Here is a 14,006-nt window from a genome sequence, read left to right as displayed (position 1 = left end):
CGGGGGTCTGGCCACCAGGGGGGAGCAGGGGCCGGGAGGAGGACGCCGGGGCCCCCGGTATTCCGTCCGGGGGGCGAGGGGGGGGGGGGGGGGGGGGGGTTCCGCCGACAGGGCCTAGAGGAAGGTCCGGCCCTCGCCCCGGTACGTGGGGACGGTGGCGGTGACCCGGTCGCCCTCGATCAGCTCCAGACTCGCGAACCGCTCACACAGCTCGCCCGCCTTCGCGTGCCGGAACCACACCTTGTCGCCGATCCGCAGATCGTCGGCGGGCGAGCCGATCAGCGGGGTCTGCACCTCGCCCGGACCTTCCTGGGGGTCGTACGCGAGCCCCTCCGGCAGATACGGCACGGGCAGCCGGTCCGGCCCGGCGGCCCCGGACGCCGGATAGCCGCCCCCGAGGACGGTCACCACCCCGACCCCCGGCCGGCGGACGACGGGCTGCGCGAACAGCGCCGCGGGCCGCCCGCTGAACGAGGTGTAGTTGTCGAAGAGCCGCGGCACGAAGAGCCCCGAACCCGCGGCGATCTCCGTCACCGCGTCCTCGGCCGCCGTGTGCTGCACGCTGCCCGTGCCGCCGCCGTTCACGAACTCCAGGTCCGGCGCCACGGCCCGTACGGCACGGACCACGGCCGCCCTGCGCTCGGCCAGTTCCCTGCGGGCCGCCGCCTGCATCAGCCGGATCGCCCGCGACCGCAGCGGCCGGCCCGCGATCGCGTCACCGACACCCGCGACATGACCCTCGTACGCCATGATCCCGACCAGCCGGAACCCGGGGCGCCGCACCACCGAACGGGCCAGCTCCGCCAGTTGCGCGGGCTCGCGCAGCGGGGAGCGACGGGCACCGACCCGGATCCGGCCGCCGAGGAGGCTGAGCGCGGTGTCCAGCTCCAGACAGACCCGGACCTCCTCCGTCCCGCCCGCGCGGGAGGCGTCGATCAGATCCAGCTGCGCCACGTCGTCGACCATCACCGTCACGGCGGCGGCCGGCTTCGGATCGCGCGCCAGCTCACCGAAGCCGGTGCGGTCCGCCGACGGATAGGCGAGGAGCACGTCCTCGAACCCGGCACGGGCCAGCCACAGCGACTCGTCGAGCGTGAACGACATGATCCCGGCGAAGCCCTCCCGCGCCAGCACCCGCTCCAGGAGCGCCCGGCACCGCACGGACTTGCTCGCGACCCGGACGGGCTTGCCGCCGGCCCGGCGCACGAGGTCGTCCGCGTTGGCGTCGAAGGCCTCCAGATCGACGATCGCCACGGGCGCGTCGAGATGAGCGGTGGCCCGGTCGTAACGGGCCCGGTCGGCGGCACGGGGAGTCATGGCCCGAGCTTGCCAGACAGGTTTACGGGTGGGTAGCCCCTGAGTTCCCGTACCAGGGGGAACAGCCCGTAGAGTGACGGGCATTGTCGACACGAGCGGGGGGACGGGGATGACCGGCGAACAGCGCCCCGGCACGACCTCCCGCATCACGGACGCCCTCCTCCGACCGGACCCGGCACCGGCCCCGTCCGAGATGGAGATGACGACCCGGCTGCGACCGATCAGGCCGGGGGACGCACCACCGACGCCGGGGAGCGGACCGGTCTCCGCACAGGCCCCGACAGCCCCGATAGCCGCGCCGGGCCCGCCGAGGCCGCCCGAGGACGCGCCCCGCCGGGCGACCGGGCCCACGCCTTCGACGGCGGGGACCCCGCCCCGCCCCACGACCGCGCCCCCGGCAGGTCCGCCCGCGGGCACGGTGCCGGGCCGCCCCGCACCTGCGACGACCGGCGCGACGACGGCTCCGGCGGCTCCGGCCGGCGGGAACTCCGGCCCCACGGCCCCGGCACGGGCCGGGTCGGTTGTCTCGCAGCCGATGCCTCCGCTGGCGGGCTCCGCGGGTCCGCCCTCCGCCCCGCCCCACCCGACGACCGGCCCCACGGGTTCGACGCCGGCCGCCCCCTCCCGCCCGCCGGCCGCCCCGTCCCGCCCGGCGACCGCTCCGGCCGCCCCGTCCCCCGCGGCGCCCCCCGCTCCGCCGGCTCCTCCCGTCTCCGCGGTGACCTCCGCCGCGGTGGCCTCGGGACAGACCGGCAGCCCGTCTCGGCCGATGCCCGCTCCCTCCGCCTCGCCCTCGGCCCCCGTCTCCGACACGGGTCCGGCGGCGACCGCTCCGAGTCGCCCGCCGTCCGGCCCCGCCGCTCCGGCGCCCGGCGCCCCCTGGCAGCCCGCGTCCGCCGCCCCCACCCGGCCCGCGTCCGCCCCCTCCGCCCCCCTCCCGCGACCGGCCGCAGGTCCCACGGCCCCCCAGCCGCAGCCCGCGCCGACGGCGTCCGCGCCCGCCCGGCCGACGCCCCGCCGGGCGAACCCCGTGCCCGCCGCCGCGGGCCCCGCCCCGGCCGCCCCCGCGCGCACGGGCGCCGCCGCCGGTCCCCTCCCGCATGCCGTCCCCCACCACGCCCGGCCCCACATCACCCCGTCCGGCCATCCCCACGGCCACGGCGCCCACCGGGCGGCCCATGTCACCCCGCCGCCCGAGACTCCCGTCGAGACCACCACGCGGCTCCGGCCCGTGCGGGAACGACGGACCGGGCGGGCCATCGCCGTCGGCGTCTGCGCCGTGCTCGGGATCGGGCTCATCGGCGGCGCCCTCACCGGCATGTGGCTGGCCGCCGCAGAGCCCGGGGAGCCCGCCGAACCCGCCGGGTACACCCAGGCCAAGGACCTCTGGCACAACGCCCCCGTCGACACCCTCTTCCCCCGCACCCTCGCGGGACCCGGCGCGGGACCGGGCGGCGCCGCCCGGACCTGGACGCGGATCGTCGTCGCCCCCGACGCCGCCTGCTCCCCGGCCGTCCTGGCCAAGGGCCTCCTCGCGACCCTCCGGCCGCTCGGCTGCGAGCGCGTCCTGCGCGCCACGTACACCGACGCCACCGCCAGCAGCGTGATCACCGTCGGCCTCGTCTTCACCCGCGCCGACGCCGCCACACAGCGCACCCTCGGCAAGGGCCTCACCACCCGCCTCGGCCAGGACGTCCCCCCGGCGCTCTCCGGCCCCGGCACCGTCGCCGCCCGCTTCGGCGCGAAGCAGCGGGCCGGCTGGTGGCTGAACGCCCCCACCGACCTCCCCGTCGTCGTCACCGCCGTCTCCGGTTTCGCCGACGGCCGCGCCGTCGACGCCCCGCAGCCCGCCGACCGCGCCATGACCGCGGGCCGCACCGACGCCACCGCGCAGTCGGGCCTCGGCCACGAGGCCAAGAACATCACCCTCCGTCTCGAGCAGCTGCTGCGCACGGCCGTCGCCCCGCCCGACAAGGACAAGGACGAGGACGCCCGGTGACCCGCCTCCGTACCCCCGCGGCCGTTCTCCTCGCCACCGCCTTCGCCGTCCTCCCCGCCACCACCACACCCGCGTACGCCGACACCATCCGGGCCCGGCAGTGGGGCCTCCAGGCCCTCCACACCGAAGAGGCCTGGCGCACCACCAAGGGGGAGGGCGTCACGATCGCCGTCCTCGACACCGGCGTCGACGCCCAGCACCCCGACCTCGAGGGCTCGGTCCTCACCGGCCGCGACCTCGTCGGCTTCGGCGCCTCACGGGGCGACCGCGCCTGGGCCCGGCACGGGACCGCCATGGCCGGGATCATCGCCGGGCACGGCCATGGCCCCGACGGCGGCGACGGCGTCCTCGGCATCGCACCCGACGCCAGGATCCTGCCCGTCCGGGTCATCCTCGAAGGCACCGACAAGTCCCGGGACAAGGCCCGCAAGACCCGCGGGACCGCCCTCGCCGAGGGCATCAGGTGGGCCGCCGACCACGGTGCCGACGTCATCAACATGTCCCTCGGCGACGACTCCAAGTCCGCCCACCCGGACGCCGGCGAGGACGCCGCCGTCCAGTACGCCCTCGCGAAGGGCGTCTCCGTCGTCGCCTCCGCCGGCAACGGCGGCGAGAAGGGCGACCACATCTCGTACCCGGCCGCCTACCCCGGCGTCATCGCCGTGACGGCGGTCGACCGCTACGGCACCCACGCCTCCTTCTCCACCCGCCGCTGGTACGCCACCGTCAGCGCCCCCGGGGTCGACATCGCCATCGCCGACCCCGACCGCCGCTACTACGAGGGCTGGGGCACCAGCGCCGCCGCCGCGTTCGCCTCCGGGGCCGTCGCCCTCGTCCGCTCCGCGCACCCCGACCTCACCCCGGCCCAGGTCAAGCGGCTCCTCATCGACACCGCCCGCAACCGCCCCAAGGGCGGCCGCAGCGATGCCAAGGGGTACGGGACGGTCGACCCGGCCGCCGCGATCGAGGCCGGCGCGAAGATCAAGGGCGGCGACCCCAAGGCCACGGCCGTCGGCTACCGGGACCGCCATTTCGGCCCCGGACCGCTCCCCGCCCCCGAGGAGAGCCGCCCCGTCGGCCTGCTCGCCCCGCTCGCCGGCGGCCTCGGCGCCCTGCTCCTCCTCACCGCCGTCATCCTCCGCCGCGCCCACCGGACCCGCTGAGGACCGACCTGCCGGTCGGGTCGGGCTCCGGTCGGACCGTCAGGACACCCCGGGACCCGGCGGACCGGCGGCCCCCGCCCGGCGGTTAGGCTCGGTGCGTGGCGCTCAAGAACATCCCGGACCCCGGTTTCTCCGACGACGACGGCACCGCCGACCCGCGGCTCGCCGCGGCCCTCGCGGCCTGGGCGGAGGACAGAACCGCCCACGGCCCCGTCCTCGACGCGCTGCGGGAGGCCCGGCTGCTCGTCCCCGTCGTCGCCGTCCTCGGCGAGGTCGAGACCGACGAGAACGGCCTGCGCCGCGAGAAGACCAGCGACATGGCGGTCCCCACCCTCACCGCCGGTGACCGGCGCGCCCTGCCCGCCTTCACCTCGACCGCCTCGCTCGCCCTGTGGGACCCGGAGGCCCGGCCCGTGGCCGTCCCGCTCCACCAGGCGCTCCAGGCGGCCGCGCACGAGAAGGCCGACACGATCGTCCTCGACCTCGCGGGCCCGGTGCCGTACCAGCTGACCGGCCCGGCCCTGCTCGCCCTCGCCGAGGGCCGTACCAGCGTCGACCCGCTCGACGACCCCGCCGTACGGGAAGCGGTACGGACCGCCGTCGCCGCCGAGCCCGCGGTGCTCCGCGCCCATCTGGGCCCCGGCGCCGCCGACGGCACCCTCGCCCTGGTCCTCGCCGAGGGCGGCTCCCCGGCGGAGGCCGCCCAGCGCGTCGCCCGCGCCCTGGCCGCAGACGAAACACTGAGGGCCCGCCTGGTGCGGGGCCTCGACCTGGCACTTCTGCCGGCCTCGGCCACCCCTCCGGGCGAGCCCTTCTACGTAAAGAAGTAAAAGAAGCAGGGGTACGTGCGGAAACACGTACCCCGGTGTTTCGGTGGTCCTAGCCGTACACCGGTCCCGTGTACTTCTCGCCGGGGCCCTGGCCCGGCTCGTCCGGGACCAGGGACGCCTCGCGGAAGGCGAGCTGGAGGGACTTCAGGCCGTCCCGCAGGGGAGCCGCGTGGAAGGACGAGACCTCCGTCGCGCCGGCGTCGAGCAGGCCCGCGAGCGCGTGCACCAGCTTGCGGGCCTCGTCGAGGTCCTTGTACTTGTCGCCCTCCTCGGTGAGCCCGAGCTTCACCGCGGCGGCGCTCATCAGGTTGACGGCGACGGTCACGATCACCTCGACCGCGGGGACCTCCGCGATGTCGCGGGTCATGGCGTCGAAGTCGGGGGAATCGGCGGTGTCGGGGGAGTCCGGGGACTCGTTCTGGGGCGTCTCGCTCATGCCTCATACGATATGCCGGTCCTCGGTTAGCGAAGACCGCCGGGTCCTGCTAACCTTGTGTAACGACCGGCCGGACACCTGTGTGCCCGGCCCACAAGTGGAGGCTCCGTTCTCCCACCTGACCACCCTCACGGGTGGCGGGTCACCGGTCAGGTGGCGACCATCGTTCCGTACGGACGATGGAGCCGCCCGATGTGCGCCCCGCGGTTGACCGCGGCGGTGCTCCGGTATTTCCATGGAGCCCCGCCTGTGTCCCGTCCGGGGCATTTTTCATGTACCGGCTCGGTTGGTCTCACCAGAAAACATGCGCGTCCGTCCGCCAGGCGGTCGCGTGGTGCTACCTAGGAGGATCCATCAGCGCCGAGCCCCGCATCAACGACAGGATTCGCGTTCCCGAGGTGCGACTTGTCGGACCCAGCGGCGAGCAGGTCGGGATTGTTCCGCTTGCCAAGGCCCTGGAGCTCGCACAGGAGTACGACCTCGACCTGGTCGAGGTCGCGGCGAACGCCCGTCCGCCCGTGTGCAAGCTCATGGACTACGGGAAGTTCAAGTACGAGTCGGCCATGAAGGCCCGTGAGGCGCGCAAGAACCAGGCGCACACGGTCATCAAGGAGATGAAGCTCCGGCCGAAGATCGACCCGCACGACTATGACACCAAGAAGGGTCACGTCGTCCGGTTCCTCAAGCAGGGTGACAAGGTCAAGATCACGATCATGTTCCGTGGTCGTGAGCAGTCCCGTCCCGAGCTTGGTTTCCGGCTGCTGCAGCGGCTGGCGTCGGACGTCGAGGAGCTCGGCTTCATCGAGTCCAACCCGAAGCAGGACGGCCGGAACATGATCATGGTTCTCGGCCCGCACAAGAAGAAGACCGAGGCCATGGCCGAGGCGCGTGAGGCCCAGGCCGCACGCAAGGCCGAGCGCCAGGGCGTCACCTCCGAGGAGACGTCCGAGGCTCCGGTCGCCGAGACCGAGGCTGCTGAGGCTCCGGTCGTCGAGGTCGAGGCGGAAGCCCCGGCCGAGACCCCCGAGGCGTGACCCGACGGGCTGCCAACCAGGCAGCCCTGGGCCTCGCCCGGAACCACCGAACGAAGAACTGACGCTCCCGGATCTCCGGTGCCCGCACCGGTGGGGAGCGCCACTGACGAGGAGATACGGCGCGATGCCGAAGAACAAGACGCACTCCGGTGCCAAGAAGCGCTTCAAGGTCACCGGCACCGGCAAGATCCTGCGCGAGCGCGCCGGCAAGCGCCACCTGCTCGAGCACAAGTCGTCCAAGCTGACGCGTCGCCTCACCGGCAACGCCGAGATGGCCCCGGGTGACGCCGCCAAGATCAAGAAGATGCTGGGCATCTGAGTTTGATCTCCCGCTCTCGGCGACGAGAGCTTCCGGCCAAGTCCGGGAACCATCCGATTTTCGGGTCGTGTGATGACCACCACGACCCCGCTACAAGGAGTTAACAAGTGGCACGCGTCAAGCGGGCAGTCAACGCCCACAAGAAGCGCCGGGCGATCCTCGAGGCGGCCTCCGGCTACCGCGGTCAGCGCTCGCGCCTGTACCGCAAGGCCAAGGAGCAGGTCACCCACTCCCTGGTCTACAACTACAACGACCGCAAGAAGCGCAAGGGCGACTTCCGTCGGCTGTGGATCCAGCGCATCAACGCCGCTGCCCGCCAGAACGGCATGACGTACAACCGCCTCATCCAGGGTCTGAACGCCGCCAACATCGAGGTGGACCGCAAGATCCTCGCCGAGCTGGCCGTCAACGACTCCAACGCGTTCGCCGCGCTGGTCGAGGTCGCGCAGAAGGCTCTGCCGGCCGACGTCAACGCCCCGAAGGCCGCCGCCTGATCTTCCAGGCCGCAGTACCTCTGCCCGGACCCGCAGGCGCGCACGCGTCTGCGGGTCCGGGTGCGTCTGCCCCCTGAAGGGTGTTCGGTGGAGGTGGGCCGCCCAGGCCCGAGCGCCACCGAACCCGGGCCCCGAGGCCGGACACAGAAGGTCACGAGACCGGTCACGGAAGGTCACGAGACCGGTCACCGAAGCCCCGGACCCGCCCGGCCCCCGCAGCCCCGGATCCCGAAGCCACCCGGCACGAAGAGAGAACCGCCGCACCCCATGGTCACCCCCGAGCTGATCTCCCCGCGTTCCCCGCGCGTCGTCGCCGCCCGGCGGCTCGCCAAGCGCAACTTCCGGGGCAAGGACCGCCTCTTCATCGCCGAGGGCCCGCAGGCCGTACGTGAGGCCGTGGAGCACCGCGGCTCCACCGGAGAGCCCACGCTCGTCGAGCTCTTCACCACCGTCGAGGCCGCCGAGCGCTACAGCACCATCATCGAGGCCGCCCTCGCCGCCGGAGCCCGCGTCCACCACGCCTCCGACGCCGTCCTCGCCGAGGTCTCCCAGACCGTCACCCCGCAGGGGCTCGTTGGCGTCTGCCGGTTCCTCGACTCGCCGTTCGAGGAGATCGTCGCGGCCCGCCCCAAGCTGGTCGCCGTCCTCGCCCACGTACGCGATCCCGGGAACGCGGGCACCGTGCTGCGCTGCGCCGACGCGGCCGGCGCCGACGCGGTCGTCCTCACCGACGCCTCCGTGGACCTCTACAACCCGAAGTCCGTCCGGGCCTCCGTCGGTTCGCTCTTCCACCTGCCGGTCGCCGTCGGCGTTCCCGTCGAGCAGGCCGTCGCCGGGCTGAAGAGCGCGGGCGTACGGATCCTCGCCGCGGACGGGGCAGGTCAGGACGACCTCGACGCCGAACTGGACGCCGGCACCATGGGCGGGCCCACCGCCTGGATCTTCGGCAACGAGGCCTGGGGGCTCCCCGAGGAGACCAGGGCGCTCGCCGACGCCGTCGTACGCGTCCCGATCCACGGCAAGGCCGAGAGCCTCAACCTCGCGACGGCCGCCGCGGTCTGCCTGTACGCCTCCGCTCGCGCACAGCGGCCCCGAACCTCCGCCTGAGGGGTCCATTCCGCCCTCCCCGCCCAGTAGAGTGACGCACTCGGGGGCCCACTGCGCTACACGGAGGGGTGGGGAACGGGGATGACGGTCGGCACGGACAGTCCCGCACAGGGGCGGAGCGCCCCGCCGCACGCCCAGGAGCCGCCGGGCGAGGCGGCCGCACCGGACGACCGGGAGCGGACCGGCCCCGCCGCCGGGCCCGATGCCCAGGAGGGTTCGGGCCCCGCCGCCGACGCTACGGCCGACGCGGTCGCGGCCGACACCGACGGATTCGCCGGAGTGCTTCCCGACGACCTCCCCGACGGACTCGTCGTCGCCGACGAGACCGGCCGGGTCGTCACCTTCAACGCCGCCGCCAGCCGTATCACCGCCGTCCCCGGCGACAAGGCCCTCGGCCTCCCCCTCGACCAGGCCCTGCCGCTCGAAGACCTCAAGGGAAGCCGCTGGTGGGCCCTGACCGACCCGTACGGCGGCCTCGCCACCCGCCGCGGCCAGCCCGAGCGCAATCTGCTGCTGCCCGGCGGCCGTGAGGTCCTCGTCTCCGCCCGGTACATCCGCGAGCACCCCACCGGGCCGGTCCGCCGGGTCGTGGTCTGCCTGCGGGGCACGGAGGCGCGCCGTCGCACCGAGCGCAGCCACGCCGAGCTCATCGCCACCGTCGCCCACGAACTGCGCTCCCCGCTCACCTCGGTCAAGGGCTTCACCGCCACCCTCCTCGGCAAGTGGGACCGGTTCAACGACGAGCAGAAGCGGCTCATGCTGGAGACCGTCGACGCCGACGCGGGCCGCATCAAGCGGCTCATCGCCGAACTCCTCGACATCTCCCGGATCGACTCCGGCCGGCTGGAGGTACGGCGCCAGCCCGTCGACATCGCCGCCGCCATCGGCCGGCACGTCCAGGTGCACACCACCGGCGGCCAGTCCCCGGACCGGTTCTTCGTCCGGATCATGCCCGGGCTGCCCGCGCTCTGGGCCGACCCCGACAAGATCGACCAGATCCTCGGGAACCTCCTCGAAAATGCGGTGCGCCACGGCGAAGGAACCGTCACCATCGAGGTGGCACCCGCCAGGACGTGCGCCGACGGAGAAGAGGGGACGGAGGTCACCGTGAGCGACGAGGGCCCCGGCATCCCCGAGGAGTCGATGAGCCGCGTCTTCACCCGCTTCTGGCGGGGCAGCAAGCGCGGCGGCACCGGCCTCGGCCTCTATATCGTCAAGGGCGTCGTCGAGGCCCACGGCGGAACCATCACCGTCGGCAGGGGCCCCCGAGGCGGGGCCGAGTTCCGATTTATGCTGCCCGTCGGCACCCCGGCCCATCTCGCCTGACGAGATCCTGCACGAAGTCCGACCGGATCGGACAGGATCGGACGAGATCGAAAGCCGCCCGGGCCGCCCACGGGCTCATTCGCATCCCCCCACCCCGTTAGACTCGTCCTTTGGCACGTTTGCGCCCTTGACGTCGAGCGGGGCCGCCCAGCCAAGCCAACGGAAGCACGGGAAGAGATGTCCGCACCCAATAAGTCGTACGACCCGGTTGAGGTCGAGGCACTGAAACCGGAAGAGATCGAGCGCATGCGGGACGAGGCGCTCGCCGCCTTCGCCGCCGCGGGCGACCTCGACGCGCTCGCGCACGCGAAGACGGCGCACACCGGTGGCACCTCGCCGCTGGCGCTCGCCAACCGGGAGATCGGTGCCCTGCCCCCGCAGGCCAAGGCAGCCGCCGGAAAGATCGTGGGCCAGGCCCGCGGCATCGTCTCCAAGGCGCTCGCCGCCCGGCAGACCGAGCTCGAGGCCGAGCGCGACGCGCGCGTCCTCGTCGAGGAGGCCGTCGACGTCACCCTGCCGTACGACCGCGTCCCGGCCGGTGCCCGCCACCCGCTGACCACGCTCATGGAGCGCGTCTCCGACGTGTTCGTCTCCATGGGGTACGAGGTCGCCGAGGGCCCCGAGGTCGAGGCGGAGTGGTTCAACTTCGACGCCCTCAACTTCGTACCGGACCACCCGGCGCGCCAGATGCAGGACACCTTCTTCGTCGAGGGAACCTCCCCCGACGGAAAAGCCCTCACGGGCGACGAGTCCGGTGTCGTGCTGCGCACGCACACCTCGCCGGTCCAGGCCCGCACGCTCATCGACCGGGAGCCCCCGGTCTACGTCGTGTGTCCCGGCCGCGTCTACCGCACCGACGAGCTCGACGCCACGCACACCCCGGTCTTCCACCAGATCGAGCTGCTCGCCGTCGACGAGGGCCTGACCATGGCCGACCTCAAGGGCACCCTGGACCACATGGTCCAGGCGCTCTTCGGCCCGGACATGAAGACCCGGCTGCGCCCGAACTTCTTCCCCTTCACCGAGCCGTCCGCCGAGATGGACATGCTCTGCTACGTCTGCCGCGGCGAGTCCGTCGGCAACCCGGACCGCCCCTGCCGCACCTGCGGCAGCGAGGGCTGGATCGAGCTGGGCGGCTGCGGCATGGTCAACCCGAAGGTGCTCGTCGCCTGCGGTGTGGACCCCGAGAAGTACAGCGGATTCGCCTTCGGGTTCGGCATCGAGCGGATGCTGATGTTCCGCCACAACGTCGACGACATGCGAAACATGGTCGAGGGTGACGTCCGGTTCACCCGGCCGTTCGGGATGGAGATCTGATGCGGGTCCCGCTTTCTTGGCTGCGGGAGTACGTCGACCTGCCGGCGACGGAGACCGGCCGCGACGTCCAGGCCAAGCTCATTTCGGCAGGCCTCGAGGTCGAGGCCGTCGAGCAGCTCGGCGCCGGCCTGACCGGCCCGCTGGTGGTCGGCAAGGTCCTCACCATCGAGGAGCTGACGGAGTTCAAGAAGCCCATCCGCTTCTGCACCGTCGACGTCGGCCAGGCCAACGGCACCGGCGAGCCCCAGGAGATCATCTGCGGCGCCCGGAACTTCGCCGCGGGCGACAAGGTCGTCGTGGCCCTGCCCGGCGCCGTGCTCCCCGGTGACTTCCGGATCGCCGAGCGCAAGACGTACGGCCGGGTCTCCCGGGGCATGATCTGCTCCGGCGACGAGCTCGGCATGGGCGACGACGGCACCCACGGCATCATCGTGCTGCCGCCGGAGCTCGAGATCGGCATCGACGCCACGAAGCTCCTGGAGCTGTACGACGAGGTCCTCGACATCGCCGTCACCCCGGACCGCGGCTACTGCCTCTCGATGCGCGGCGTCGCCCGCGAGACCGCCATCGCGTACGGCCTGCCGCTGCGCGACCCGGCGCTCCTCGACGTGCCCGCGCCCAACTCGTACGGCTACCCGGTCCGGGTCACCGACCCGATCGGCTGCGACCGCTTCACCGCGCGCACCGTCGTCGGTCTGCAGCCCGAGGCCCGGTCGCCGATCTGGCTGCGCCGCCGCCTCCAGAAGGCCGGCATGCGTCCGATCTCGCTCGCGGTCGACGTCACGAACTACGTGATGCTCGAGCTCGGCCAGCCGCTGCACGCGTACGACCGGAGCCGGCTCGACGGCCCCGTCGGCGTGCGCCGCGCCGAGCCCGGCGAGAAGATCACCACGCTCGACGGCACCGTCCGCGTCCTGGACGCGGCGGACCTGGTCATCACCGACGACCGGGGCCCGATCGGCATCGCCGGTGTCATGGGCGGCGCCAACACCGAGATCGCCGACCCGGAGACGGACCCGGAGACCGGGGTCGTCACCGGCACCTCCGAGATCGTCATCGAGGCCGCGCACTTCGACGCGATCTCGATCGCCCGCACCGCGCGCCGCCACAAGCTGGCCTCCGAGGCGTCCAAGCGCTTCGAGCGCGGTGTCGACCCGCAGGCCGCGGCCGCCGCGGCCCAGCGCTGCGTCGACCTGCTCGTGCTGCTCGCGGGCGGCACGGCCGAGGCCGGCGTCACCGAGATCAGCGCCCCGTCCGCGCCGCGCACGATCACCATGCCGGCGAACCACCCGGACAAGGTCGCGGGCGTCGCCTACGGCCGCGAGACCGTCGTCCGCCGCCTCCAGGAGGTCGGCTGCGACGTCTACGGCCAGGACGAGCTCGTCGTCACCGTGCCGTCGTGGCGCCCCGACCTCAACGAGCCGAACGACCTCGCCGAAGAGGTCATCCGGCTGGAGGGCTACGAGAACCTGCCCTCCACGCTGCCGAAGCCGCCGGCCGGCCGCGGGCTCACCGAGCGCCAGCGCGTCCATCGCCGGGTGGGCCGCGCCCTGGCCGGCGCCGGCTACGTCGAGGCGCTGAACTACCCGTTCATCGGGGAGCAGGCCCTCGACAACCTCGGCCTCGACGCGGACGACGCCCGTCGTCGGCTCGTGAAGCTGGTCAACCCGCTCTCGGACGAGGAGCCCGCGCTCCGTACGACGCTGCTGCCGGGCCTGCTCGGCGCGCTGCGCCGGAACGACAGCCGGGGCAGCCACGACCTGGCGCTCTTCGAGACCGGTCTGGTCTTCCGGCCGGAGGGGCAGCCGGGCGTCGCCGTCCGGCTGCCCGTCGACCGCCGTCCCACCGACGAGGAGATCGCCTCGGTCAACGCCGTGCTGCCCGCGCAGCCGCGCCGCGCCGCCGTCGTCCTCGCCGGTGCGCGCGAGCAGGCCGGCTGGTGGGGCAAGGGCCGTCCGTCCGACTGGGCGGACGCGGTCCAGGCCGCCCGGACCGTGGCCGCCGAGGCGGGCGTCGAGCTGATCGTCAGCGCCGACCAGCACGCCCCGTGGCACCCGGGCCGCTGCGCCGCGTTCCACGTCGAGGTGGACGGCGAGAAGGTTCTCGTCGGACATGCAGGCGAGCTCCACCCGCGTGTGGTCAAGGCCTTCGGCCTGCCGGCCCGCACCTGCGCGATGGAGATCGACCTGGACCGCCTGGAGAAGGCGAACGAGGGCCCGGTGAAGGCTCCTCGGATCTCCTCCTTCCCGGTCGCCACCCAGGACGTCGCCCTGGTCGTCGCGGGCGACGTCCCGGCCGCCGAGGTCGAGGCCGCCCTCACCGAGGGTGCGGGTGAACTCCTGGAGTCCATCCGGCTGTTCGACGTCTACACCGGCGACCAGCTCGGCGAGGGCGCCAAGTCCCTGGCGTACGCGCTCAAGTTCCGCGCCCCGGACCGCACCCTCACGGTCGACGAGGCCACCGCGGCCCGCGACGCGGCGGTCGCCCTGGCGTCCGAGCGCACGGGCGCGGTCCTGCGCGGCGCCTGAGCGCCGTAGCACCGGATCACGAGGAGGGGCGCCCCGGGGATTCCCCGGGCGGCCCCCCGCCGCTTTTCGGAAATCCCGGCGCGGCCCTCTTTTTCGAGCGGAAGAGCGGCGTTTGGGGGAAAAGGGGTTTTTTGGG

Annotated in this window: 12 protein-coding genes; 10 read left to right on the top strand and 2 right to left on the bottom strand. The window is 73.6% G+C overall.

The genetic code is table 11. The features are described from left to right. Positions 1–114 precede the first annotated feature (114 nt). Positions 115–1,317 carry an amino acid deaminase/aldolase gene (locus tag ACZ4XX_RS20775; protein ID WP_468509317.1) on the bottom strand — a complete coding sequence of 401 codons (1,203 nt, stop codon included), beginning with the start codon at positions 1,315–1,317 and terminating at the stop codon, positions 115–117. Positions 1,318–2,347: 1,030 nt separating this feature from the next. On the opposite strand from ACZ4XX_RS20775, the gene ACZ4XX_RS20770 reads away from it, so the two are divergent. The 3 genes from ACZ4XX_RS20770 to ACZ4XX_RS20760 all read left to right on the top strand — a co-directional run bounded on the left by ACZ4XX_RS20770 (position 2,348) and on the right by ACZ4XX_RS20760 (position 5,309). Beyond that, positions 2,348–3,316, top strand: a complete 969-nt coding sequence (locus tag ACZ4XX_RS20770; protein ID WP_468509316.1) for a hypothetical protein — start codon at positions 2,348–2,350, stop codon at positions 3,314–3,316. Further along, a complete protein-coding gene (gene mycP / locus ACZ4XX_RS20765) occupies positions 3,313–4,479 on the top strand; it encodes a type VII secretion-associated serine protease mycosin (protein WP_468509315.1) in 1,167 nt (388 codons plus the stop codon). Before ACZ4XX_RS20770 ends, mycP begins: the two co-directional genes overlap by 4 nt. Before the next feature lie 98 nt (positions 4,480–4,577). Next, positions 4,578–5,309 (top strand): SseB family protein, encoded by a 732-nt coding sequence (locus ACZ4XX_RS20760; RefSeq protein WP_468509314.1) that lies wholly within the window; start codon positions 4,578–4,580, stop codon positions 5,307–5,309. Positions 5,310–5,358: 49 nt separating this feature from the next. Here the strand turns inward: ACZ4XX_RS20760 and ACZ4XX_RS20755 are convergent, their stop codons facing one another. After that, complete coding sequence (locus tag ACZ4XX_RS20755) at positions 5,359–5,745, bottom strand: DUF1844 domain-containing protein (protein ID WP_468509313.1); 387 nt, start codon at positions 5,743–5,745, stop codon at positions 5,359–5,361. Positions 5,746–6,017: 272 nt separating this feature from the next. On the opposite strand from ACZ4XX_RS20755, the gene infC reads away from it, so the two are divergent. From infC to pheT, 7 genes are all read left to right on the top strand, one after another. Next, positions 6,018–6,779: a translation initiation factor IF-3 gene (gene infC, locus ACZ4XX_RS20750; protein ID WP_468509312.1), complete on the top strand. Its 762-nt coding sequence runs from the start codon at positions 6,018–6,020 to the stop codon at positions 6,777–6,779. Between the two features lie 124 nt (positions 6,780–6,903). After that, positions 6,904–7,098, top strand: a complete 195-nt coding sequence (gene rpmI, locus ACZ4XX_RS20745) for a 50S ribosomal protein L35 (protein WP_030316087.1) — start codon at positions 6,904–6,906, stop codon at positions 7,096–7,098. A 107-nt stretch (positions 7,099–7,205) separates the two neighbouring features. Beyond that, positions 7,206–7,592 carry a 50S ribosomal protein L20 gene (gene rplT / locus ACZ4XX_RS20740; protein WP_187622715.1) on the top strand — a complete coding sequence of 129 codons (387 nt, stop codon included), beginning with the start codon at positions 7,206–7,208 and terminating at the stop codon, positions 7,590–7,592. A gap of 267 nt (positions 7,593–7,859) precedes the next feature. Then, complete coding sequence (locus ACZ4XX_RS20735) at positions 7,860–8,699, top strand: TrmH family RNA methyltransferase (RefSeq protein WP_468509311.1); 840 nt, start codon at positions 7,860–7,862, stop codon at positions 8,697–8,699. Positions 8,700–8,780: 81 nt separating this feature from the next. Further along, positions 8,781–10,025, top strand: a complete 1,245-nt coding sequence (locus ACZ4XX_RS20730; protein WP_468509310.1) for a sensor histidine kinase — start codon at positions 8,781–8,783, stop codon at positions 10,023–10,025. Between the two features lie 177 nt (positions 10,026–10,202). After that, a complete protein-coding gene (gene pheS, locus ACZ4XX_RS20725) occupies positions 10,203–11,342 on the top strand; it encodes a phenylalanine--tRNA ligase subunit alpha (protein WP_468509309.1) in 1,140 nt (379 codons plus the stop codon). Continuing rightward, complete coding sequence (pheT, locus tag ACZ4XX_RS20720; protein WP_468509308.1) at positions 11,342–13,870, top strand: phenylalanine--tRNA ligase subunit beta; 2,529 nt, start codon at positions 11,342–11,344, stop codon at positions 13,868–13,870. Before pheS ends, pheT begins: the two co-directional genes overlap by 1 nt. The last annotated feature ends 136 nt before the right edge of the window (positions 13,871–14,006 follow it).

The sequence above is a fragment of the Streptomyces sp. NPDC029956 genome, from assembly GCF_055574655.1.
The sequence above is the reverse complement of the archived record's forward strand: the minus strand, read 5'-3'. Positions and strand labels throughout refer to the sequence as shown.

Excerpts from the sequence above, each read along its gene's own strand:
- ACZ4XX_RS20775 (WP_468509317.1), bottom strand. The coding sequence starts at position 1,317 with ATGACTCCCCGTGCCGCCGACCGGGCCCGTTACGACCGGGCCACCGCT.
- ACZ4XX_RS20755 (WP_468509313.1), bottom strand. The coding sequence starts at position 5,745 with ATGAGCGAGACGCCCCAGAACGAGTCCCCGGACTCCCCCGACACCGCC.
- infC (WP_468509312.1), top strand. The coding sequence starts at position 6,018 with ATGTACCGGCTCGGTTGGTCTCACCAGAAAACATGCGCGTCCGTCCGC.
- rpmI (WP_030316087.1), top strand. The coding sequence starts at position 6,904 with ATGCCGAAGAACAAGACGCACTCCGGTGCCAAGAAGCGCTTCAAGGTC.
- ACZ4XX_RS20735 (WP_468509311.1), top strand. The coding sequence starts at position 7,860 with ATGGTCACCCCCGAGCTGATCTCCCCGCGTTCCCCGCGCGTCGTCGCC.
- ACZ4XX_RS20730 (WP_468509310.1), top strand. The coding sequence starts at position 8,781 with ATGACGGTCGGCACGGACAGTCCCGCACAGGGGCGGAGCGCCCCGCCG.
- pheS (WP_468509309.1), top strand. The coding sequence starts at position 10,203 with ATGTCCGCACCCAATAAGTCGTACGACCCGGTTGAGGTCGAGGCACTG.
- pheT (WP_468509308.1), top strand. The coding sequence starts at position 11,342 with ATGCGGGTCCCGCTTTCTTGGCTGCGGGAGTACGTCGACCTGCCGGCG.